At 62.8% G+C, this 22385-nt stretch carries 18 protein-coding genes; 13 read left to right on the plus strand and 5 right to left on the minus strand.

All coding sequences use genetic code 11. The features are described from left to right. Positions 1–51 precede the first annotated feature (51 nt). Entirely contained in the window at positions 52–876 is an 825-nt protein-coding gene (locus AC3WON_RS06505; protein WP_492351411.1) for a DUF4377 domain-containing protein, read from the minus strand. A 356-nt stretch (positions 877–1232) separates the two neighbouring features. On the opposite strand from AC3WON_RS06505, the gene AC3WON_RS06510 reads away from it, so the two are divergent. Further along, positions 1233–2522, plus strand: a complete 1290-nt coding sequence (locus AC3WON_RS06510) for an O-antigen ligase family protein (RefSeq protein ID WP_492351412.1) — start codon at positions 1233–1235, stop codon at positions 2520–2522. Then, positions 2519–3610, plus strand: coding sequence for a glycosyltransferase family 4 protein (locus tag AC3WON_RS06515; RefSeq protein WP_492351413.1), 1092 nt, complete (start codon positions 2519–2521; stop codon positions 3608–3610). Before AC3WON_RS06510 ends, AC3WON_RS06515 begins: the two co-directional genes overlap by 4 nt. Positions 3611–3618: 8 nt before the next feature. On the opposite strand, the gene waaA is transcribed toward AC3WON_RS06515, so the two are convergent. From waaA to AC3WON_RS06530, 3 genes are read right to left on the minus strand one after another with little or no spacing between them, the layout of a single operon-like run. Next, positions 3619–4908: a lipid IV(A) 3-deoxy-D-manno-octulosonic acid transferase gene (gene waaA / locus AC3WON_RS06520; protein WP_492351414.1), complete on the minus strand. Its 1290-nt coding sequence runs from the start codon at positions 4906–4908 to the stop codon at positions 3619–3621. Then, the gene (waaC, locus tag AC3WON_RS06525) at positions 4908–6014 is read right to left on the minus strand and encodes a lipopolysaccharide heptosyltransferase I (RefSeq protein ID WP_492351415.1); all 1107 of its coding nucleotides are present in this window, start codon (positions 6012–6014) and stop codon (positions 4908–4910) included. Before waaC ends, waaA begins: the two co-directional genes overlap by 1 nt. Beyond that, positions 5995–7380, minus strand: a complete 1386-nt coding sequence (locus AC3WON_RS06530; protein WP_492351468.1) for a phosphomannomutase/phosphoglucomutase — start codon at positions 7378–7380, stop codon at positions 5995–5997. Before AC3WON_RS06530 ends, waaC begins: the two co-directional genes overlap by 20 nt. Positions 7381–7689: 309 nt before the next feature. On the opposite strand from AC3WON_RS06530, the gene AC3WON_RS06535 reads away from it, so the two are divergent. Genes AC3WON_RS06535 through AC3WON_RS06550 form a run of 4 tightly spaced genes read left to right on the plus strand, consistent with a single transcriptional unit; the run spans position 7690 to position 12534 of the window. Continuing rightward, complete coding sequence (locus tag AC3WON_RS06535) at positions 7690–8829, plus strand: glycosyltransferase family 4 protein (protein ID WP_492351416.1); 1140 nt, start codon at positions 7690–7692, stop codon at positions 8827–8829. Continuing rightward, on the plus strand, positions 8826–10151 hold the full coding sequence (locus AC3WON_RS06540; protein WP_492351417.1) for a sugar transferase: 1326 nt from the start codon (positions 8826–8828) through the stop codon (positions 10149–10151). The genes AC3WON_RS06535 and AC3WON_RS06540 overlap by 4 nt, the downstream gene beginning before the upstream one ends. Continuing rightward, a complete protein-coding gene (locus AC3WON_RS06545; RefSeq protein WP_492351418.1) occupies positions 10151–11284 on the plus strand; it encodes a glycosyltransferase in 1134 nt (377 codons plus the stop codon). The genes AC3WON_RS06540 and AC3WON_RS06545 overlap by 1 nt, the downstream gene beginning before the upstream one ends. Further along, on the plus strand, positions 11284–12534 hold the full coding sequence (locus AC3WON_RS06550) for an oligosaccharide flippase family protein (RefSeq protein WP_492351419.1): 1251 nt from the start codon (positions 11284–11286) through the stop codon (positions 12532–12534). The genes AC3WON_RS06545 and AC3WON_RS06550 overlap by 1 nt, the downstream gene beginning before the upstream one ends. 229 nt (positions 12535–12763) lie before the next feature. On the opposite strand, the gene AC3WON_RS06555 is transcribed toward AC3WON_RS06550, so the two are convergent. After that, a complete protein-coding gene (locus tag AC3WON_RS06555; RefSeq protein ID WP_492351420.1) occupies positions 12764–13849 on the minus strand; it encodes an MraY family glycosyltransferase in 1086 nt (361 codons plus the stop codon). A 539-nt stretch (positions 13850–14388) separates the two neighbouring features. On the opposite strand from AC3WON_RS06555, the gene AC3WON_RS06560 reads away from it, so the two are divergent. Genes AC3WON_RS06560 through AC3WON_RS06590 form a run of 7 tightly spaced genes read left to right on the plus strand, consistent with a single transcriptional unit; the run spans position 14389 to position 22325 of the window. Next, the gene (locus AC3WON_RS06560) at positions 14389–15414 is read left to right on the plus strand and encodes a glycosyltransferase (RefSeq protein WP_492351421.1); all 1026 of its coding nucleotides are present in this window, start codon (positions 14389–14391) and stop codon (positions 15412–15414) included. Then, positions 15414–16574 (plus strand): FAD-dependent oxidoreductase, encoded by a 1161-nt coding sequence (locus AC3WON_RS06565; RefSeq protein ID WP_492351422.1) that lies wholly within the window; start codon positions 15414–15416, stop codon positions 16572–16574. Before AC3WON_RS06560 ends, AC3WON_RS06565 begins: the two co-directional genes overlap by 1 nt. Beyond that, positions 16571–17359 carry an NAD-dependent epimerase/dehydratase family protein gene (locus AC3WON_RS06570; protein ID WP_492351423.1) on the plus strand — a complete coding sequence of 263 codons (789 nt, stop codon included), beginning with the start codon at positions 16571–16573 and terminating at the stop codon, positions 17357–17359. The genes AC3WON_RS06565 and AC3WON_RS06570 overlap by 4 nt, the downstream gene beginning before the upstream one ends. Further along, on the plus strand, positions 17356–18192 hold the full coding sequence (locus AC3WON_RS06575; protein WP_492351424.1) for a sugar phosphate isomerase/epimerase family protein: 837 nt from the start codon (positions 17356–17358) through the stop codon (positions 18190–18192). Before AC3WON_RS06570 ends, AC3WON_RS06575 begins: the two co-directional genes overlap by 4 nt. Then, positions 18189–18545 (plus strand): EamA family transporter, encoded by a 357-nt coding sequence (locus AC3WON_RS06580; protein WP_454751204.1) that lies wholly within the window; start codon positions 18189–18191, stop codon positions 18543–18545. The genes AC3WON_RS06575 and AC3WON_RS06580 overlap by 4 nt, the downstream gene beginning before the upstream one ends. A gap of 21 nt (positions 18546–18566) precedes the next feature. Beyond that, positions 18567–19385 (plus strand): glycosyltransferase family 2 protein, encoded by an 819-nt coding sequence (locus AC3WON_RS06585; protein ID WP_492351425.1) that lies wholly within the window; start codon positions 18567–18569, stop codon positions 19383–19385. A gap of 9 nt (positions 19386–19394) precedes the next feature. Continuing rightward, positions 19395–22325 (plus strand): hypothetical protein, encoded by a 2931-nt coding sequence (locus AC3WON_RS06590; RefSeq protein ID WP_492351426.1) that lies wholly within the window; start codon positions 19395–19397, stop codon positions 22323–22325. Positions 22326–22385 lie beyond the last annotated feature (60 nt).

Below are 22385 nucleotides of genomic sequence, written 5' to 3' on the forward strand. Positions count from 1 at the left end.
GCAAAGCAAAACGGGCCGCAATTGCGGCCCGTTTGCGTGAACGGCGTCGCACTACTTCGCCCGCGTACGCGACTCCACCTTCAGCAGCTGCCAGCGGATCGACGATGCATCCGCCGGCGGGTTCGGCACCTGGTACTCGCGCACGCGCAGCATATAGGCCACGCCCGGCTCAAAATCCAGCCCCTCGATCGGGCCGTACCAGAGCTGCCACGGCGCCTCCGGCGATTCGCGCCAGCGGTAGCACGTCATCTTGCCCACGCCCGAGCATTCCACGCGCTGCGAATCGATATAGACCACCTTCTCCACGCCGCCGGCTTCCACGCTCGCACCGCGCCTGCCCACGCCTTCGCGCTCGACGAATTGCAGCAAGTCGCCGCCGGCAGTCTTCCAGATGATCTGCCGGCCCGTACTGCCCGCCGACGGCTGCGTGCCGACCGTGGCAAACGGCGTCTGCATCGCCTTGAGCAAAGCCGATTCCAGTTCCATGCGCGGCGGCGGGCAAGCCATGCGCGTGCCGGCGATGCGGTCAAAGCGGATGCCGGTGTCGGTCTTGCCATAGCTGCCGGTAAAGCGGTTGCAGCCACTGGTGCCGCTGACCGTGCCCTGCGCGGCATCGATGCCCTCATTGAACTCAAAAATGATGGGCTGGCCGTTGTCGCCGTGCGGGATATCGCGCAGCGCGCCGTCGGGCTGCTGCCAGCGCACCAGTTCCCAGCGGCTGGGGCCGGAGGGTTGGGTCTGGTTGAGGTTGGTACCGGCGGAGGGGAGGTCAGGCGCCGCCGCGGTCGTGCAGGCACCTAGCGCGGTTGCCACCAGCAAGGCGGCCGCGCTGCGGGCAGCCAGGGAGAAGGGGAACAGGCTGGTACGGCTGTGCATGAAGGACTCCTGTAACAGGGCCGCTCAAGACGGCCGCATGGTGCAATCGACAGATCTGACAAAGGGCATGCCGAAAAGTGCACCCCACTGATACATCAGTTTAGCAAGGCGGTTGCGCCAAAGCGCCGGTCCAGCATCGATTAAATCACATACATTCTGTAACGTCCCAACGGGTTCGGCGGGCTAGGATGCGGAACATCAAGATATCCCACCCTGACCATCCGATATAATTGCCTCGCCCGGCGCAGCAATGTGACCGACAGGCTCCGCTGCTCAACAGGCGGCGACAAAATAATAAGAAGGATGGATCGGCCCGCATCCCGAGTGCACAACCCTTCCTCCGGAAACCTCTCTCCATGCTCTTGATGACGAGATTGCAGAGATCCCAATCGTATGGGGTCGACAAAGCTCTGTACCTGGCCGCCTGTGCCGTTCTGGCAGCGTTCCCTGCGCTGATGTTTGTCAAGCCGACGGTTAGCAACCTCTGCTACGGACTCCTGCTCGGCTGGAGCGCCATCACTCTCGTTGCCGGCGGGCGCGAGGGCCGGGCGGAATGTGGGGGGCTGTTGCGCAGGTACTGGTTCTTCATGCTGGCCATGGCGGCGTTGCCGCTGGCAGTGCTGTTGCAGCAACTGCTGTCGGGGGCGGAGGAGCCGCATGTTTCTTACCTTTACCTGCGCTTTGCTTTGTTCATTCCGTTGGTTTTTGGGATGGTACGGCTTGGCAGGGGTGGGATGCGGAATGTGCAGTGGGGTTTCGTGGTCTGTGCGCTCCTTTCCGCGGCCTGGATCCACGAGGCGACAGCTGCCGGTCGCCCAGCTCACGTAGGGTCCTCCAATATCATTCCCCTTAGCAATCTTTCCATGCTGATGGGAATACTCGCCCTGATTTCAATTGGATGGGATCGTCCCAGGGACTACCTGCAATCGGGCCTGAAGCTGCTGGCAGGCTTTGCCGGCCTGTACGCTTCATACATGAGCGGCACGCGCGGCGGCTGGATCGCCATCCCCGTGCTGGCACTCATTGCACTAGCTGCATCACACAGGCTGACGCGGATGCACAAAGCGGCGGCCATGCTTGGGCTGGCTGGCCTCATGAGCCTCGCGTGGCTCGGCAGCGCCCGCGTGCAGCAGCGCACGGCAGACGTTGTTTCCGAAGTGTCTCAATTCGCTCAACATGTAACCCTGGACACCCCAACCGGGATACGGCTACAGCTCTGGCGGGCCTCACTGGAAATGATACAGGCTCACCCCTGGACCGGCGTAGGGCCAGAGAAGTTTGAGTGGACCCTGCAAACGCTTGCGGCGCGGCATGTAATCACCCCAATGGCTGCCACCATGCCGCATTCACACAATGAACTCCTGCATGCTACGGCCACGCTCGGCATCCCGGGCCTACTGGCAATCCTTGCCCTGTATCTGGTACCGGCCGCCTTCTTCCTGCGCCATCTTGGCAATGCAGACCGGGGCACGCAGGTCGCCAGCGCCATGGGCCTGGCCCTGTGCTGCGGCTTCATGGTGTTCGGCCTGACCGAGGTCATGTTCGCCACGACCCTGGTCAATGCCTTCTACAGCCTGACCATGGCCGTGTGCTTTGCCTATGTGGTTGCGCGCAAGGACGCCTTGCCCGCGCGGGCGGCCAGTTGAGCCAGGACTCACGACGCCACATCTGCTTCCTGACCGGTACCTTGAATGCGATGGCCGGCGCGGAGCGGATGACCGCAACGATCGCCAATGCGCTGGCCGATCTTGGCCATCGTGTCACGATCCTGAGCCTCTGGGATGCTGCCAGCCAGTTTCCGTTGCACCCACGCGTGCGCCATGAAGCGCTGTTCGCGCAACGGCCCTCCTTCAAACGCGCCTATTTCGCCACGGTCGCCGGCATCCGCAGGCACTGCACCGCGCATCGCATCGATGTGCTGGTACAGGTCGACACCATGCTCGAACTCTTCGTGCTGCCTGCCACCCTCGGCCTGGGCCTGCACCATATCGCGTGGGAGCATTGCCATTTCGACGAGGATCTCGGCAAGCCGGCACGCAAGGTGGCACGTCGACTGGCCGCGCGGTTCTGCCGGCAGGTGGTCGTGCTGACAGAACGGGACCGCCGCCGCTGGCTTGAGGCACTGCGGCCGCGCAGCGAGGTTGTCTGCCTGCCGAATCCGTTGCCATTTCCGACGCCGGCCGAACCCGCGCCACGCATGCAGAAGACCGTGCTGGCCATGGGCCGGCTGGTCCCGGCGAAAGGTTTCGATGTCTTGCTGCGCGCCTGGCAGAAGGTGGCGCAAGCGGAACCGGAATGGCATCTGGTCATCCACGGCGAAGGCGAAGCGCGCCCTGCCCTCACTGCACTGGTCAGCCAGCTGCAACTGCAAGGCCGGGCCAGCCTGCCGGGTATCTGCCAGGATCCGGCGCACGCCTACGGGCGTGCATCGGTCTTCTGCCTGAGTTCGCGCTATGAGGGATTCGGGCTGGTGCTGATCGAAGCGATGGCCTTTGGCCTGCCGATCGTATCGACCGATTGCGAGACCGGGCCCCGCGAACTGCTCGTTCCAGGACAGGATGCGCTGGTGGTCGCAGCGGAGGATGCCGATGCGCTGGCCAAGGCGCTGCTGACGGTGATCCGCCAGCCGGAACTGGCGAGCCGCCTTGGCGCCGGTGGCCGCCACAAGGCAAACCACTTCACGCTGGAGCGGCTTGCCCTGCAGTGGGATGCCCTGGTCAAGGCACCAGGGTAAGCACCGGATCAGCCTTCCAGCGCCGGGGCCAGCGCAGCGAGGGTGCGCACGGTGGCGCCCCGATGCAGGCCTGCAAAGGTCTGCGCATGCGCGCGCATATCCGCCAGCCGGGCAGGATCGGCCAGCACGCTTGCCGCGGTGCGCATCAGCGCATCGGCATTGTCGACGCGCAGGCAAGCGCCCGCGGCAATCGCGTCTTCCGTCGCCTGCGCAAAGTTGAAGGTATGCGGGCCAACCAGTACCGGCGTGCCGACCGCGCAGGCCTCGATCAGGTTCTGCCCGCCCAACGGCAACAGGCTGCCGCCGATAAAGGCAAGATCCGACGCAGCAAAGTACATGGCCATCTCGCCCATCGAATCGCCGAGCACGATGTCGGCAGTCAGCGGCGACTGGATGCCGTCAAGATCCAGTGCACTGCGGCGCTCGACCGAGAACCCCGCACGCGCCGCCATCGCGGCGACTTCATCGAAGCGCTGCGGATGGCGGGGGATCAGCAGCAGAGCGGGACGCGGGACATTGCCCGCCAGTGATTGCCAGTGGGAGAAGGCATCGAGCAACATCGGCTCTTCTCCCTCACGCGTGCTGGCTGCGGCCAGCACCGCACGCGTGCCAAAGACCTTGCGCAACTGCTCGCCCAGCGCAACGCCTGCCGGCGCCGGCTGCATATCGAACTTCAGGTTGCCGGTGATCTGCACCGCCGGCACGCCCAACGCGTGAAAGCGCTCGGCATCACCCGCCGTCTGCGCCAGCACGCCCGCAAAATCCCCATACATGACCGCCGCCGCACGCCCAAACCTCGCCGTGCGCCGGAAGCTGCGCGGCGACAGGCGCGCGTTGACCAGGAACAGCGGCACACCGGCCTTGCGCGCGCCGCGCACCAGGTTGGGCCACACCTCCGTCTCCATCAGCATGCCCGCCTGCGGCCGGAAATACCGCATGAAACACCCCACCAGCCATGGCAGGTCATACGGCAGGTAGCACTGCAGGATGCGCGGCTCCTTGCCGAACAGCTGCGCACCGGTCTGGCGGCCGGTCGGCGTCATGTGCGTCAGCAGCAGGCGGTGGTGCGGATAGGCGCCGAGCAGCGCCTCGATCAGCGGCTGCGCCGCGCGGGTCTCGCCCACCGACACGGCGTGGACCCATAGCCACGGACCTTTCCGGGGCAGGCTGCCGTATATACCCAGGCGTTCGCCGACATGCTGCAAGTAGCCCGGCTCCTTGCGCGCACGCCAGGCCAGGCGCAGCAGCGCCAGCGGCAGCACCACCACCCACAACATGCTATAGAGCAAACGCAGCATCAGGCAGCCACTCCGCGCACGCGGCAAGCCGCGTCGTAGACCTCATCGACCGATGGCACCACGCCGTCGTCACCGACATTGGCGATGCGCCCGGACCAGTAGCCCTCAGTCTTCCAGCGCCACGTGGCCGTATAGATCTCTACCGTCGGCCGGCACAATGCCGCGGCGATATGGACCAGGCCCGTATCGACCCCGATCACCACCTCGGCCCGGTTGATCAGCCCGAAGCCCTGCATCACCGAGAAACGCGGCAACACTCTCGCCTGTGGCACACCGGCAGCAATCTCTTCGGCAGCCTGGCGTTCCTTGTCATTGCCCCACGGCAGCAACATCACCAGACCTTCATCCGCCAGCCGCCTGCCCAGCGCATGCCAGTTCTGCACCGCCCATTTCTTGCGCGCGCCAGCTGTCGCATGGAAGCACACGGCATAGCGCGCAGGCAGGTCGCCCCACAGCGGATCGTCCACATGCAGCGACTGCGCGGCAGACCCGAAAAACTGCGGTGGCTCCGCCGGCGCAAGCCCGGTCAGCGCAGCACCGAGCAAGCGTGAGCGCCGCACCGAATGCGTCTGGCGCGGCACGCGCACCGGCTCGGTGTACAACAGCCGCGCTGCCGGCTCATAGCCGGAGCCCTGCGTGGCATTGCCCAGCCCGATAATCGGCGCACCGGGCGCCCGCGTGGCCACGCGCGCGACCACCGCGGTCTTGAGCAAACCCTGGCTCTCGATCACCGCGTCGTAACGCTCCTGGCGCAACGCGTCACGCACCTCGCCTACCTCGCGCCAGGTGCCGCCCTGCAGGATGCGCTTGCGCCAGCGCCGCAGCGCAAACGGGATCACCCGGCGCACCTCCGGCAACAACCGGACAAGCTCGACGTAGCCCTCTTCCACCACCCAGTCGATCTCGGCACCCGGCCAGCGCGCGCGCAGGTCGTGCACCAGCGGCATGTTGTGCACCACGTCACCGAGCGACGACACCTTGACCAGCAGGATGCGCGGCCGATCCGGCAGTGTGAAAGGCACCGCGGCCGGCGTGGGCTGCGCCACACCGGCCGCGTCCGACGATGTCGCCGGCACTGTCGCGCGCTCAGAACGGGAGCTGAGCATCCGGCTTCTCTGCCAGGATCACGCGCTTGAACTCCGCCTGGATGCGCGCCAGCGCGGCGTCGTTGTCAGCCTCGAAACGCATCACCACCACCGGGGTGGTGTTGGACGGGCGCGCCAGGCCGAAGCCATCGGCATACTCCACGCGCACGCCATCGATGGTGATCACCTCACGCGCCCCTTCGAACTTCGCGTTCGCCTTGATCTGGTCCAGCAGCGTGAACGGCTCACCCTCGGCACACTTGAGCTGCAGTTCCGGCGTGTTGTTGGCATTCGGCAGCGCATTCAGCACCGCGCTCGGATCCGCGTGGCGCGACAGGATCTCCAACAGGCGCGCACCCGTGTACAGGCCATCGTCAAAGCCATACCAGCGGTCCTTGAAGAACACGTGGCCGCTCATCTCGCCCGCGATCGGCGCGCCCGTTTCCTTCAGCTTCGCCTTCACCAGCGAATGGCCGGTCTTCCACATCAGCGGCTCACCGCCATGCTCGCGAATCCAGGGGGCCAGCTTGCCGGTGCATTTCACGTCGTAAATAACCTGGGCGCCCGGATTACGCGACAGGATCTCTTCAGCGAACAGCATCAGTTGCCTGTCCGGGAAAATCACCTGACCGTCCTTGGTCACCACGCCAAGGCGGTCGCCATCGCCGTCGAAGGCCAGGCCGAGCTCGCAGTCAGTCTCGCGCAGGGTCTTCATCAGATCCTGCAGATTCTCGATATGTGCGGGATCAGGGTGGTGGTTCGGGAAGTTGCCGTCCACGTCGCAGAACAGCTCCGTCACTTCGCAGCCCAGGCCACGGAATAAGTCACCCACGAAAGCGCCGGCCACGCCGTTGCCGGCATCCAGGGCAATCTTCATCGGCCGGGCCAGCTTGACGTCGCTGATGATGCGGTCGAGATACTTTTGACGCACATCGACTTGCTTGTAGGTGCCGGCACCGCTGCTGAACTGACCGGCTTCGATCCTCTGGCGCAGCGCCTGGATCTGCTCGCCATAGATCGCCTTGCCGGCCAGCACCATCTTGAAACCGTTGTAGTCCGGCGGGTTGTGGCTGCCGGTGACCATGATGCCGGAGGTCGGGCGGACGCCGTCGATCTCGATGTTGGTGGCGAAGTAGACCATCGGAGTGGCGACCATGCCGATGTCGATCACGTCCAGGCCGGCGGCGCGCAGGCCTTCGATCAGGCCGGAGATGAGGTCGGGGCCAGAGAGGCGGCCGTCGCGGCCTACGGCGATGGTTTTTTCGCCCATCTCCGTAGCCGCCGAACCGAACGACAGCCCGATCTGGCGCGCAACGTCGCGCGTGAGAGTCTTACCCACGATTCCGCGGATGTCGTAGGCTTTAAAAATGGTGGGATCGATTTGCATGTGGCTTCCTGTATCGCTTTCCAGCCGCACCGCACTTCCAAAAACAGAAAATGCGACGCACCAAAGGGTGCTATTTTGCCGGATTGCGGCATCCCCGGGCGGTATAATCGCCGCATTATCACGGATGGACACAATTTTCGGAGTCTGTCCTACATTGAGCGGTGCCCTGTCCGCCGCTCCTGGGCCGCTCCCCGTTTGGGGCGCCATGGTTGCCGGCAGCAATCTGCCCGGGCACCCGGCAACCTCCCTCACAGCTTGCATTGCCCTGTGACATATGGCGGCCGCGACCCGGCTACAGACTACAGAACCTTGAGACCAACTGCCCAGCCTTCGCCACGCCCTCGCATCGCCTATCTGATCACCAATTCGGAGATCGGCGGCGCGCAGTCGCATGTCGCCGACCTGTTGCAGTCGATGGCGGGCAAGGCAGATACCGTCCTGCTGGCGGGCGGCGACGGCCCCCTGTTCGATATCGCAAAACAGGCGGGCGCCCGGTCCATCCGGCTGGAGCGGCTAGACAACGCGCTGTCCCCGTGGCGTGCGATCGCTGCCCTGCGCGAGATGGTCAAGGCGCTGAAACAGGTCGCGCCCGACCTGATCCACGCGCATAGCGCCAAGGCCGGCGCGCTGGGCCGCATCGCCGGATTCCTGCTCGGCATACCTGTCATCTACACAGTCCATGGCTTCGCGTTCAAGCCCGAGGCTCCGGCGCGCCAGCGCATCGCTGCGCGCGTGGCGGAGTGGATGTTGGCGCCGCTGACGGCGCGCGTAATCTGCGTGGCGGAAGCGGAGCGGCGGCTGGCACAGGCACTGCCCTTGCCGGCTGATCGAATCGCTGTCGTTCCAAATGGGATAGCGGATACCATTCAGCGGGCCACGCTTGAGAATCCGATGTGCCGGATCGTAATGGTGGCACGCTTTGCGGCGCCGAAACGGCCCGATGCGGTGATCCGGGCGTTTGCGAGATCCAGCCTGCCCGATTGCGAACTCGTTCTGGCAGGGGATGGTCCGGAGCGTGAGGCAATGCAGCAGTTGGCCGAGGCCATCGCGCCCGGCCGGGTCTCATTCCCAGGCAGCGTTACAGATATCGCCGGACTATTGGCCACGGCCCAGGCATTCACGCTGGCCTCCGACCATGAAGGCTTCCCCCTCTCCGTGCTGGAAGCCATGCGAGCCGGGCTGCCGATCATCGCCTCTGACCTGCCCGGAATCCGGGAACAGCTGGAAGATGGCAAGCATGGCCTGCTGGTCGACCACCATGACGAATCCGCATTGTCCGCAGTCTTCGAGCGCCTTGCCGGCGACCCCGCCCTCCGCGCCAGCCTTGGCCGCGCCGCCCGCCAACGCTGGGAACAACTTTTCGGCCTGAAACGGATGGCCGACGCTACATGGACCATTTACCAGGCCGCGCTCCCGACCCTGCCGCGCGCGACGCGAGTGCCGACATGATGCATTCGACCAAGACCGACGCCCTGCCCCGCCATACGGTCCGCCGGCGCATCGCCGGCTCGGAAACCATTCGCCGCATCAGCCGGATGCTGGCATGGGCGGCGCTGGGACTGGCCTTGTTTGCAGTCAACGCGGCGCTGGCGGAGCTGGCCCATCGGGCCGGGTTCGTGACCCACGTGTTCACGCGCACGCTGCTGTGGTCGATCGTGCCGTATCTGGCCGGTTTCATGCTCCTGCATCGCTCACTGCACCTGCCGGCGATGGAAGGGAACAGCCTTGTCGGGCTGGCCGCCACACTGCCATTCGTGGCGCTTCTATTCATCTTCGCTGCATTCCATATCGAATACTCCCGCGGCGCGATGCTGCTCGCCTACATCATCACGCTGGGTTGGACGTGGCTGGGCTACCGCCGTTTCGTGCAGAACTACGTTCCGCTGTTCGGCTATACGGACCCCCATGCGCTAGAGCAACTGGACACCATACTGACCATACCCGGTGCAGCACGAGCTGCGCACATGCGATTCGAACTCATTCGCTCACTGGAGGACGCCGAGCATTGTGACGGGCTGATGCTCGACCGAAGCGCCACGGCAGACCCGGAGCGCACCCGGCAGCTCGCCCGGTACAAGATGAGCGACGTGCGGATGTATTCGGTGGAGCGCGTTGGCGAAATGCTGACCGGAAGAGTTGGGCTGTCCCACATCGATGAGAACTTCCTCGATGACTACGCGGCCCATTACCTCTACGGTTATCTCAAGCGAGCCGTCGACATCCTTGGCGTGCTTTGCCTGGCACCATTCGCCCTGCCCGTCGGCCTGGCCGTGGCATTGGCGATCCGGCTGGAAACGCCAGGCAGCGCCATCTTCCGCCAGTCACGCGTGGGCCTGTTCGGCAAGCCGTTTGTCATGCTCAAGTTCCGCAGCATGGGCGTCGACAAAAGCGCCCCGGCACAGTTCGCCGCGCGGCGCGATCCGCGTGTCACGCGTGTGGGCCGCATCATCCGCAAATACCGGCTCGACGAGATTCCACAACTTTGGAACGTCCTGATCGGCCAAATGAGTTTCATTGGACCCCGGCCGGAGCAGGTGCCGATGGTCGAGCAGTTCTCGGAAACGATTGCTTACTACCCCTACCGTCACCTGGTTCGTCCCGGGCTATCCGGCTGGGCGCAGGTACAACAGGGATACGCCGGTAGTCATGAAGAAACCGTGACCAAGCTGAGCTACGACCTGTACTACGTCAAGCACTGCTCGCTGGCACTGGATATGCTGATTGCGGTGAAGACAATGCGTACGCTGTTGACAGGCTACGGGGCCCGCTGATGGCGAAGGCAGGCAGTCATGATTCACAACGGCCATTGCGCATCCTGGTGATCACCACTGGGCTCAAGCTAGGTGGGGCCGAGCAGCAAATCGCCGCGCTTGCCGGAAGCTTCATAGCCCTTGGGAACGACGTTGCCATCCTGAACCTGACCGCCGGCACGGAAGTGGACCTGCCGCCAGGCATCCCCGTGACCGAACTTGGCATGCGCAAAATGCCGGCGTCGATGCTCGCTGCGCTGCGCAAGGCACGACACATTATTCGCCAGTGGCAACCGGACGTGATCCACGCCCACATGATCCACGGCAACCTGTTTGCTCGGATGCTCGCACGGACATGCGCGATGCCGCCAGTCATTTGTTCCGCCCATAGCGCGCGCGAAGGCGGCAGGCTGAGCGCCCTCGCCTATCGCGCGACGGACCGTTGGTGCGACCTCACCACCCATGTCAGCGAAGCGGGCAGGCAGGCCATGATTGCGAGTGGCGCTGTGCCAAGCGGCCGCGTGATCGTGATGCCCAACGGCATCGATACCAATCGCTTCCGGCGGGACGATGCCTCGCGTGAGCGCATGCGCCAGGATCTTGGCCTCAATGCTGAAGAAGTGCTGGTGCTGAATGTTGGCCGGCTGGTGCCAGAGAAGGACCAGGCCATGTTGATCGAGGCATTCCGCGAGGTGTATCGCAGGCTTCCGAAGGCCAGGCTGATGATTGCCGGCGACGGACCGCTGCGCGCCAAACTCGCAAGCCAGGTCGCAGACTATGGGTTGAATCAAGCCGTGCTGCTGGCTGGCGCAAGGAACGACATCCCTGAGCTATTGAGCGCAGCCGATGTCTTTGTCCTGTCATCGCGCATCGAGGGCATGCCGCTGGCCGTTGGCGAAGCCTTGGCCAGCGGTTTGCCGGTAGTCTCGACCGCAGCGGCCGGTGTGGCCGAACTGGCAGGCGATGTCGCCACGATCACACCGGTTGGCGACGCTGCCGCGCTGGCCGGGGGCCTCGCGGCCGCCATCGAGGAACTGCCCGGCACCCAAGCTCAACAGCATCGACGCCGACAGCGGGTGATCAACAGCTTCGACATGGCCGCCGTCGCACGGCAATGGCTGGCGCAATACCACCAACTAAAGGAAGCCCGCTGATGCGCCGCAAAGTTGCCGGCAACTTGCTTTGGATGCTCGCTGACCGCGGGCTTCAGGTCGCGGTCGGGATCGCCGTGGTCGGCATGCTGGCGCGCGCGCTTGGTACTGAGGGCTTCGCGAATTTCCAGTATGCGCAGTCGCTGGTGTTTATCGCGGCTTCCATTCCATTGATCTGCTCTGCCGAAGTCGTGGTACCACGGCTCGTCGCCCGACCGGCCCCGGAAGCCAGCCACGCGCTGCTCGCCCACGCCTTTGCGATCCGCCTGACGGCAGGCCTTGCCGGCTATGCCCTGATGTGCGCCTACCTGGCATTCACACAACAGCCGGCAGACACGTGGATTCCCGCAGCCATCCTCGGCACGGCCATCATGCTGCGCGAACCCTTCGGCGTAGTCATCGCGTGGATGCAGGCGCGTACGCATAATCGGCCGAACGTAGTCTTCAACCTCACTGCGCTGGCTGCGAAGGCGGGGCTGATCGGCGCACTGTTCTTTACCGGCGTCAGTCTGGTGCCGGCGTATGCGACAGCATTTGCCATCGAACCGCTGATTGCCGCTGCGCTGCTAGCCTGGTACTACCTGTCACGCGCGCCGCGTACCGTACCAACCCGCGACGCGTCGCTGACGCGAGACCTGGTACGCGATGGGACGCTGTTCTGGGTGAGTTTCATGCTGATGGTGTGCGCTCGCCGCGCGGACCAACTGATTCTCAAGCCGTTCGTGCCACTTGCTGAGCTGGGGGCATATGCAGCGACGATGCAAGTGCTGGATAATTTTTCGACTATCGCTACGATTCTGGCGGCCGGGGTTGCGCCGATGTATGTGTTCGGTCAGCAATCGGTGGGAGCGGCTCGACGGAATGTGCTGCGCGTAACTGGCGGCATGATCGCAATCGGGCTTTGCGGGGCAATCATCCTGGCACTTTGTGCTGAATGGGTGGTTCAGTTGCTGTACGGGCAGGCGTTCGGCGAGACGGTCGTGCTGCTGCGGCTGGCGGCGCTGGCGTCGACGCTGATCTTTGCGGATGTTGGATTGGGTTTATTGCCGGTGTATCTGCGCAAGCCGCGGTGGGTGGCAGTGAAGTGGGCGCTGGTGCTCGCAACAACGGTAATTGTCGACCTGATTGCTGTACCGCGTCTGGGTGCACGCGGGGCCGTGCTGGGTTATGCCATGGCTAATGCTGTTGCATTGATTTTTGGGTTAGCGTTGGTGCTTCGCACGCGCCCTGCCACTGCTATCGCATCGGCATAAGCCAGTCCGGAAGTGCTTCTTGGCTGGCAAGTGGCGCGCCCCCTAGCGTCGCCTCCAGTGACTCTTAGAGTCATCTCATTCTCCGCCCGGCCTGTGCCGCCCCCGCTATTTGCTTGGGTTCCTTGAAGGAGCGGCAACTAACACGTACTTGCGCAGGTCCCTACAACTCATCCGCCTCGCTCTAGCACCATTCAGCAATGAACGGAGTGATAGGCGGCGGAATGTCGGATCAATAGGATTTGCGCGTCAATCTAACCACAATACGACGGCCTACCCGTATTAAGCGCCACGCATTGCGCATGATCATCAAGTGAACAAGGACTAGCCCAAGAAAGAGAATAAATAGTGTTTGTTCGGAATATCCTGCTTTCCAGCCATATACGCCGCAAAACCCAAATATAGCGTTGCTGACCAAGATGACCCAGACAATTGCGTCAGGCCCTAACCCTAGTCTCAGCAGCACGTGATGAAGATGAGTCCGATCCGCCGCCAGCGGGTTCTTGCCCTTCAGTACCCGCCGCACTACCACAGTGAAGAGGTCAATCAGGACAAATCCAAGTACCCATAACATCACCACAGGAGGTATTTGTCGATCCGCGTTATAGCTACGCTGCGAGAGAAGAACCGCGAACCACACTATACTGAACCCCAACATCAAACTACCGGCATCCCCTAGGAAGACCTTTTTTCCTCCCCGAAACGGATTCTTCATATTGAACAAGAGAAAACCAAGAATGGCACCGCAGAATATTACGCACATGCGTTGAGCGGCACCATTATCGATCTGCCCTGCCAAATATGCGAACCACGCAAATGTAATGGCGGCTAGCCCTCCCGCCAAGCCGTCCAGACCGTCACACATATTCATGGCATTAATTACGGCGACGGCTGCAAAGAGTGTCAGAGGAATTCCCCAATTACCCAGTTCAATTTCTCTGCGACCAAAAATATCTCCAAGCGTGCCAAGATAAATTCCACCCCATGATGTCATCAGAATGGCCGCCAGCAACTGAGCTCCAAGCTTCGCCACCGGCGACATTCCCTTCATATCGTCGATGACCCCGACAATTGCCAAGAGGGTCAAGCCCCCCAAGAGGGCGACATAGTACCCGTGAGAGCGCATGAACAGCATCGCACCCGCCCACACAGCGATGGTGATGGCAATTCCGCCCACTAAGGGTATTTCGCCATGGTGACGCTTGCGCGAGTCGGGCCGATCGACCAACCCGCCTACAATTGCCACCGGTCGCAACGCGACTACAGCGATGACCGTGGCCAACAGCGAGAATAGCGGAACCCAAAAAAAATCAAACATTTAGAAAACCCGAATAGATCCTGCACAGCCTGTTTGTCCGGCACGTGCAGAGCACGCCCGGAGCATACCTCCAGCAGGCTCTTCCTGTAGCTTACCCTGCTCACTGCAACCCTCGCTCGCTGCCGCGATAGGTAAAGAATTGTCGCAGGGCACGAGCTTAGCCGGAAGTTGGGCGCGATTGTGCAGGACTATATACTATGCGCACCGCATCCTGTGTTCCACGGCCGTGCCTTAGGCCTCCTATCGCCTACAACCGCCACGGAGCCTTCCCCATAACCATGGCATTAACGCCCACAATATCTGCTTTGCATGGCCATTAAGTGCCCACAGGCCAAAGGTGAAGGCAACGGGCCCCGGTTACAGTTCGACATACACTTAACAGGCTGTTGCAAGCAGCAGCCACTCCAAGACTGGTAGCGGAGTCGGCGGCCTGGGGGCGCCGAGGTGATAGCCATATCCCCGCACACCGATTAAAATATCGCGATTCTTCAGGCCTTGGCTGTCGACACGTGACTCGCTGCGATCAAGAGAACAGGACTTTGCCCTATTTCCCCGTATTTATTTCCGTTCTCTTCGTGGTGCGCAACGAAGCTGCGCAGTACGAAAAGATCCTCTCCGAATCATCTGCGGCGATTGCGCCACTTGTGAGCGACTATGAGCTGATCGTCATCGACAACGCATCGACCGATGACAGTGTCCAGACCCTGAAAAACCTTTCGGGAGAAGGCGGTCTTCCCAATCTGCAGATCTACGCGTTGACCAAGGAGGTCGACACAGACACGGCCGCATGGGTGGGCCTGGAAAATGCCCTCGGGGACTTCGTCGCCGTTGTCGATCCGTTTGTGGACGACATTGCCTTCCTCCCCGAAATGCTCGACAAAGCAGCAAGCGGCGCGGATGTCGTCTTCGCGACGAACAAGCAGAAACCGGCGCAAGGCCTGCTGTACCGCGGGGCGTTCGGTGTGTTTAACGGCCTGTTCAGATGGTTCAGCGGGGTGGACCTCGCTCGTGAGGCACCACAATATCGACTTCTTAGCAAGCGCGTCATCAACTTCATACTTCAGCACCGACAGCCGGCGCTAACCTATCGCCATCTGCCTGCCACTGGAGGCTTTGCGCGCGCCAACCTCGCGTACAGCGCCGCGCCCCGGCAAGCGCCTCGCAAGCGCCTGGGCAACAGCATCGATCGGGGCATGCGACTGCTGGTCTCCACGACGCGCGCGCCGATGCGGCTGGTGACGGTCTTGTCGCTGTTCGGCGCGGTCGCCAACCTTCTGTATTCGGCCTACGTTGTCGTGATCTGGCTCTTCAAGCCCGACGTCGCGCCAGGATGGATCAGCCTTTCGCTGCAACAGTCAGGCATGTTCTTCCTGATTTCGCTGGTCCTGCTAGTGCTTGGCGAGTACATCCTTGATATGGCGACTGCCTCCAACGAGGGACCTCTCTACCACGTGGGACAGGAATTCACGAGCGCGCGCATGACGCGCAACGAGAAGCTAAATATCGAGGTGGTAGCGTCTGTACCGTCCGAGAACCGGACTGCGAAGCCGCAGCAGATCACCTGATGGCCAGTGTGCGCACCATTTACGATGCGGTCATCATCGGCGGAGGGTTTTACGGCGCAGCCATTGCCGTCTATCTCGCGCAGCAGCGCGGGCTGAAGCAGATCCTGCTCGTCGAGCGCGAACCGGCATTGCTATCTCGCGCCTCCTATAGCAACCAGGCGCGCGTCCACAACGGGTACCACTATCCGCGCAGCTTCACGACGGCCTACCGGAGCCGGATCAACCTTCCACGCTTCGTCCGTGACTGGCCGCAGGCGGTCAAGCAGGATTTCACCAAACTGTATGCGATTGCCCGGCGCAACTCCAAGGTCAGCTCACGCCAGTTTCAGCGGTTCTGCCAAGAAATCGGCGCCCGGATCGAGCCTGCCGGTCCGACGCTGCGCAACCTGTTCGCACCGCGGCTGATCGAAGATGTATTCCTTGTCGAAGAGTACGCGTTCGACACTAGACGGCTCGCGGAATGGGCACGTCGTGAACTAGAGGAGCACGACGTTGAAGTCTGCTGTGAGACCGTGGTCAGCGCCATTTCGCGCAGCGACCCCGGACTCTGCGCCGTTGAAATGCATGACCGCGCGGGGAATGAACGCGTGGTCAAGAGCGCCAACGTCTTCAATTGCACGTACAGCGGACTGAACCAGTTTGGCGGAGACTTCCCGGGCACCCGGACGGAGCTGAAGCAGGAAATCACGGAGATGGCGCTGGTGGATGCGCCGGCCGGCCTGAAGGATATCGGCATCACTGTCATGGACGGCCCATTCTTCTCGATGATGCCCTTTCCTGCGCGCGGCTTGCATACACTTTCGCACGTGCGCTATACCCCGCATCTGCATTGGGACGACTGTGGTGGTGTCAGTCCCTACGACCGACTCGCGGCATATGACAAGGCCTCACGCGTGGACCGCATGATTCGCGACGTTTCGCGCTATGTTCCTTTGGTCGCCGAAGCGCGTCATATCGATTCGCTGTTCGAGATCAAAACCGTCCTGCGTAAAAACGAGGGGGACGATGGCAGGCCCATCCTCTTCGAGAAGCACGCGGAACTGCCTGGCTGTTATTCGATCCTCGGCGGCAAGATCGACAACATCTACGACGTCCTTGAAAGACTGGATGATGAAACACTCACTCCGGCCCCCGCCTCACTGAGCAAAAGCAACATATGAACAATGCACTGATCGGCTTCACGGGCTTCGTTGGCACGACGCTTCTTAGGCAAGCCCCTTTCGAGGCCTTGTACCGTTCGACCAATATTGGCGAGATCGATGGCAAGGACTTTGACACGGTGGTCTGTGCCGGCGCGCCCGCTCAAAAATGGATCGCAAATCGCGAGCCGGCAGCAGACCGTGAGAAAATCGAAGCGCTCATCGCCCACCTTCGCACGGTCTCATCCAAGACGTTTGTCCTGATCAGCACTGTCGATGTGTTCAAGACGCCGGTCGGCGTCGACGAAAGCTCGCCGGTGGACAAAAGCGGATTGCATGCCTATGGCCTGAACCGCCTAATGCTCGAGGAATTTGTCGCCAGCCATTTCGCGAACCATCTGATCGTCCGCCTGCCTGGGCTGGTCGGTCCGAGCCTGCGCAAGAACGTTATCTTCGACTTCTTGAACGACAACAACCTGCACGCGATCGACAGCCGTGGCATCTTCCAGTTCTACCCGATGGTCAATCTCTGGTACGACATCGAAGTCGCGTTGCGCGCGGGCCTGAAACTAGTTCACCTGACCGCCGCACCAATCAGTGTCGCAGACGTGTCGGCCCAGGGCTTCGGCAAGCCGTTCGAGCAGGTGGTGGGTGACAACGCCGCCCGCTATGACTTGCGCACGCGCCACGCGGCAGTATTCGGCGCCTCGGGCGCATACCAGTATGACCAGCGTGCGACGCTGCAGGCGGTCCGCGCATACGCCCAGTCCGAGCCGCGCACCTTGAAGGCCGGGAGCGGGGCGTGAGAATCGCTATCTCGAACATCGCCTGGGATGTCTCCGAAGACGAGTCTGTGGCGGCGCTGCTGCACAAGTTCGGCGTCGACGCGATCGACGTAGCCCCTGGCAAATACTTCCCGGATCCTGAACATGCGCGCGATGCCGACATCGCGCGGGTGCGCGATCAGTGGAAGGCACACGGGATTGAACTGACCGGCATGCAATCGCTGCTGTTCGGCACTTCCGGACTCAATATGTTCGGTTCGTCGGCAGCGCGCTCGGCGATGCTGAATCGCCTCGCCGCTGTAGCACGGATCGGCGGCAAACTGGGCGCGGCCCGACTGGTATTCGGCTCCCCAAAGAATCGGGATCGCGGCGCCCTTGACGATCGTGCGGTCGCAGAGATTGCCGTGCCGTTTTTTCGCGAGCTGGGCGACATTGCACATGGCAACGGCGTGACATTCTGCCTCGAGCCAAACCCGGTGTGCTACGGCGCGAATTTTATGACAACCAGCGCAGAGACCGCGAACATGGTGCGGCTGGTCGCCCATCCGGCTATCCGCATGCAGTTCGACACGGGATCGCTGGCCATCAATGGGGAAGACCCCGCCGACGTGCTGGAGCACAACGCCGATCTGATCGGTCATGTCCACGCCAGCGAGCCCGAGCTGGTTCCGCTGGGTGATGGCCGGACCGACCACGCCGCCATGGCTGCACAACTGGCCACGCACCTGCCCGGACACGTCGTCTCCATTGAAATGGTAGCGACGGCGAACGAGCCGCACCTTCCAGCCATCCAGCGCGCGCTGGCGACGGCCCAACGCTGGTATCGGCAAGCACCAGGAGTCCAATTCGCATGAAATGGCTGATTCTGATTCTAGGCATCGCCAGCAACGCCTCGGCCAGCGTACTGGTCAAGATGGCGATGATTCCGCCCCGCAGATTTCCCTCGCTAAGTGAACCGCTAGCCGCCTTCGCCAACTGGCCATTCTGGGTCGGCCTCGGCCTGTATGGCGCAGCCTTTCTGCTCTATGCCGCGGCGCTGGCCCGGTTGCCGCTCAACGTCGCCCACCCCGTCCTGACATCGGGAGCCGTGGCGACTGTAGCCACGCTTTCGGTGCTCATCTTCCGCGAGCCTTTTCACTGGACTACCGGCGCGGGCATCCTGCTTGTCATCGCGGGCGTCGTCCTGATCACCGCCAAGGTGGCCTGACTGTTAACCATGACCCGAACGATGAAATCTGAAATCCCTTCCGACACGCGAGCAACTTGGCAAGTGCCGACGTACAACGTCGCGATGTGGGCGGGGCGACACCACCCCTGGTGCGTGATCATTCCGGTGATCAACGAAGGCGAGCGCATCCGCACCCTGCTCGCGCGGATGTCGACCCTGCGGATCGCGGACATCGCGGACATCGTCATCGTCGACGGCGGAAGCACAGATGGCTCGCTTCAGCACGAATTCCTGCGCAGCCAGGACGTGGCGGGACTTATCGTCAAGACCGGCGCCGGCAGGCTGAGTGCCCAGCTGCGCTGCGCATACGCGTTCGCGCTCGATCAGGGCTATGACGGCATCGTGACGATCGATGGCAACGACAAGGATGATCCCGAGGCAATTCCGCGTTTCGTGGAAGCGTTGAAGAACGGTGTCGACTTCGTGCAAGCGTCGCGCTTCCTCGTCGGTGGCCTCGCCGAGAACACGCCGAAATCGCGAGACCTGGCAATCCGCTTCATTCACGCGCCCGCGCTCAGCCTGAGCTCAGGCTTTCACTGGACAGACACGACGCAAGGCTTCCGCGCCTACAGCAGCCGTATGCTTCTCGATCCCCTCGTGGCCCCGTTTCGCGATGTCTTTTCGGGCTACGAGCTCCTCGCCTACCTCTCCTACCGCGTACCGAAACTGGGCTATCGATGCCAGGAGCTCGCGACGGTGCGCCGTTATCCCAAGGGGGAGGTTCCGACCAAGATCGGCGGCATGCGGGGCAATCTGAAGCTGCTCGAAGTCCTGTTCCGTGCGTGCACCGGCCACTACAACCCCAAGGCCGTCTCGTAAGTGACAAGCGTGTCGACCCCACACCCATCGTTTCCACAAAAGGCCGCAGCGATCCTGTCGGCTTCTGCCGTTGCCGCCGCGGCGCTGTCGACTGCCCTAACCTTCAAGAACACGACCACATATTCCGACTTCATCGTCGGCAATGCGGCATGGCACGCGAACACCAAGGTGCAGGACCTGATGGCACCGCCGATCGCGATACTTGCGTTCATCGCCACGCTGTGGAGCATTGGCGCGCTGCTGCGCAACCAGGAATCCAGGCACGGCCAAGTGCACGCGGAAGCACTCGCCGGCCAGTTCCTGCTGTGGACGCTTCCCTTCGCCATCGCGGTCGGTCTGCTTGCCGTCGGCTTTCCCGCAGATCCCAACCTGATTCGGATATCAGCCGGCGGCGTGATCGCACTTGCGACGATATACGGCTGCAGGCCTGGACGCACCGCGCAAATCTCGCCGGCTACTGCCGGTGCGCTGCTGTTAGCGGGCGTGCTGCTGGCTACGCTGCCGCTCGCGGCGGCGATCGTTCGTGGACGATTCTTCGCTCCGGAAATTAGCGCGGCCCAGCTCGCCTCGTTCACGAAAATCTCCCAGACGCTGATGTGGACAGGTCTGGTCGCCGCTGCAGCGCTCGCATGCCTCAGGCGCAGCTGGGTGGAGCGGTGCCTCCCGTTTGCCGCGCTAGCCGCGCAAATAGGAACGACGACGCTGATGGTGCTGCTGATTCCCGCAGGCTGGATCACGGCAAATGGAACCGGGAGCGGTTACCACACGCACCACCGGCTCGATATCCTGATTGTCGTGCTCGTCGCATGGGGCGCCGTAGATGCCGTCGTGCGCGCCATCCGGTGGCGAGCGTCCATCGATGCAAACTCCGGCACGCTTTGGTCACCAATCGCGCTGTTCGGATTGCTCGTGGCGCTCAAGAGCGGCATGACACAAACGCCACTAGTACCGGCTGATGACTATCACTTCGGCGAGTATCTGCTCGGATGGTGGTCCTACCTTCACGGCGCGGTTCCCTATATCGATTACATTCCGGCGCACGGCATCGCGGAAGACGATCTGCGCGGCATCGTGGCGGTGCTGTTCTACGACGGTACCGCCGCAGCCATCGGGGATGCCAGCCGTCTGGCCTGCGCCTTGCTGTCTCTCGTCGCCTATCTGTGTATGCTGCGTTTCTCACGCAGCCTGCCGCTGGCGTTTGTTGCAACGCTGATCATTGGCGACCGCCTTCCATGGTTGTTTCTGACGCCATTCATCTGCCTGTGGTGCAGCCCGACGCTGTTCGCCCGCCCGGCGCGCTGGCTGGCATGCTGGCTGTTGACGGTGCCGGTCGCGATTCTTGGACTCCCTCCGCAAGCCAGTCTGCTAGTTGCCGGGTCGGCGCCGCTGGCGGTATTTGCGATGTGGCGCTGCTGGAAACTTCCGGAGCAGCGTGAATGGAAATACCTGGTACCGGCACTTCTCCTGCTCGGACTCGTGACACTCGCCACGCCACTGGTGGCGATGCTGCTCGGCGCCGCCCGGTATGTCCTTGAGAACGGCCCGATCAACCAGGTCGCCTATGGGATTCCCTGGCAGGCGAGCTGGAACGGCGGCCCGCGCTCTGGCCTTTTGTATGAGCTTCTGCGCGGCTCCTGGGTGCTGACACCCTTGTTCGGGCTCTGGCTAATGCTCAGTGCCCGGAGCGACGCTACCCGGCGCTGGCAGATCTTCCCGCCCGCGATCGTGCTGGTGATCTTCGTGCTGCTGCTTATTCCCTACTCGATGGGACGCATCGACGCCAACGATCTGTCGCGGCCTGGCCGCGTCGCCATTTTCAGCTGCGCCGTGCTGCTCCCGATCCTGCTCTGGCGCGTAGGTCGGCCCGGTCTGCAGGGCAGTGTGCTGGTGCTGGCAGCAGTCATGGGGAGTGCCCTTGGTTTTGGCCCGCTCACAGTGACGCCACTGTTCGCGGCCTCTCCTTCGCGGATCTGGGTGGGGTCGCCTCGGGACGGTGCATCGGTGGGGCTGCCCAATCTCGGTACCGGGATTGTCCAGGACGACCAATGGCAGCGCTTGACCGAGCTGCGGGAGCGTGTCGACGCGCGGATTGCGCCCGGCGAGCGCTATCTCGACCTGACCTCGCGCAATGCACAGTACTTCTACCTGAATCGTCTGCCGCCCCTGCCCGTCACTGCGGCCTACAATATGGTGCCTGGCCCGCAGCAATTACGCGCGGCCCGGATGATCATGAGCAATCCGCCCAGCCTGGCGCTGTTCGAGGGAGACAACGTCGTCCACGACGGCGGTGGACTCGCGCTGCGCGACCCTCTGCTCTATCGCTTCATCGTCGCGCATTACGCACCGGTCCAGGATGGTCGCTTCATCTTCGGCACTTGGAAGGGAAATGACAGCGTGGCACCCGACAACAGGGAGCCGACGCCGGCCGAGGTGGCGCTACTGGAAAAGGCGTTTGCCCCGTCCGATCTGGTGAAGATTCCCGTCGCCTGGGGACGATCCGAGCACAGCTTGCAGCGCAAGATGACACTGGTCCGAAAACTCGCCCCGACGGTCGCCGGCACCTCGGTGAAAAGCGGCGCTCCAGCGGTCGCGCATGGACAGGGCACCATCGTGCTGCCGCTTTCCCCTGCGCTGGCCGGCAAGTCGGCAGGTCTTCTGCGCATGCGCTTTGCGTGCATCGGCGCCAACGCGCCGCCTCGCCTGCGCGTGCGCTGGTCGACGGATACATCAAGCGCTGACGCCGCGGCCAGCGGACTCGTGTTCACGGCCGACGAAGGCATATTGATCATCCCGCTCGACGCTTCGCCCCGCTGGCTGACCGCGCGAGACATCACGGGCATCCGGATCAACCTGGAGAATCCGGATGCCTGCAAGGATATCTCGATCGACGATGCCGGACTGTATCAGCGCAACGACGTGGCACAACTGCCGCAATCCTGACGTCCGGCAGCCAGCCTGGAGGTAGCACGACGCCGCATGCGCGCATCACAGGCCATGCGT

The sequence above is a fragment of the Cupriavidus sp. FW305-46 genome, from assembly GCF_058787075.1.

Bases quoted from the DNA above. Each gene is read 5' to 3' on its own strand.
- AC3WON_RS06540 (WP_492351417.1), top strand. From the start codon at position 8,826: ATGATGCATTCGACCAAGACCGACGCCCTGCCCCGCCATACGGTCCGC.
- waaC (WP_492351415.1), bottom strand. From the start codon at position 6,014: ATGCTCAGCTCCCGTTCTGAGCGCGCGACAGTGCCGGCGACATCGTCG.
- AC3WON_RS06530 (WP_492351468.1), bottom strand. From the start codon at position 7,380: ATGCAAATCGATCCCACCATTTTTAAAGCCTACGACATCCGCGGAATC.
- AC3WON_RS06570 (WP_492351423.1), top strand. From the start codon at position 16,571: ATGAACAATGCACTGATCGGCTTCACGGGCTTCGTTGGCACGACGCTT.
- AC3WON_RS06565 (WP_492351422.1), top strand. From the start codon at position 15,414: ATGGCCAGTGTGCGCACCATTTACGATGCGGTCATCATCGGCGGAGGG.
- AC3WON_RS06555 (WP_492351420.1), bottom strand. From the start codon at position 13,849: ATGTTTGATTTTTTTTGGGTTCCGCTATTCTCGCTGTTGGCCACGGTC.
- waaA (WP_492351414.1), bottom strand. From the start codon at position 4,908: ATGCTGCGTTTGCTCTATAGCATGTTGTGGGTGGTGGTGCTGCCGCTG.
- AC3WON_RS06550 (WP_492351419.1), top strand. From the start codon at position 11,284: ATGCGCCGCAAAGTTGCCGGCAACTTGCTTTGGATGCTCGCTGACCGC.
- AC3WON_RS06505 (WP_492351411.1), bottom strand. From the start codon at position 876: ATGCACAGCCGTACCAGCCTGTTCCCCTTCTCCCTGGCTGCCCGCAGC.
- AC3WON_RS06580 (WP_454751204.1), top strand. From the start codon at position 18,189: ATGAAATGGCTGATTCTGATTCTAGGCATCGCCAGCAACGCCTCGGCC.
- AC3WON_RS06585 (WP_492351425.1), top strand. From the start codon at position 18,567: ATGAAATCTGAAATCCCTTCCGACACGCGAGCAACTTGGCAAGTGCCG.
- AC3WON_RS06510 (WP_492351412.1), top strand. From the start codon at position 1,233: ATGCTCTTGATGACGAGATTGCAGAGATCCCAATCGTATGGGGTCGAC.
- AC3WON_RS06545 (WP_492351418.1), top strand. From the start codon at position 10,151: ATGGCGAAGGCAGGCAGTCATGATTCACAACGGCCATTGCGCATCCTG.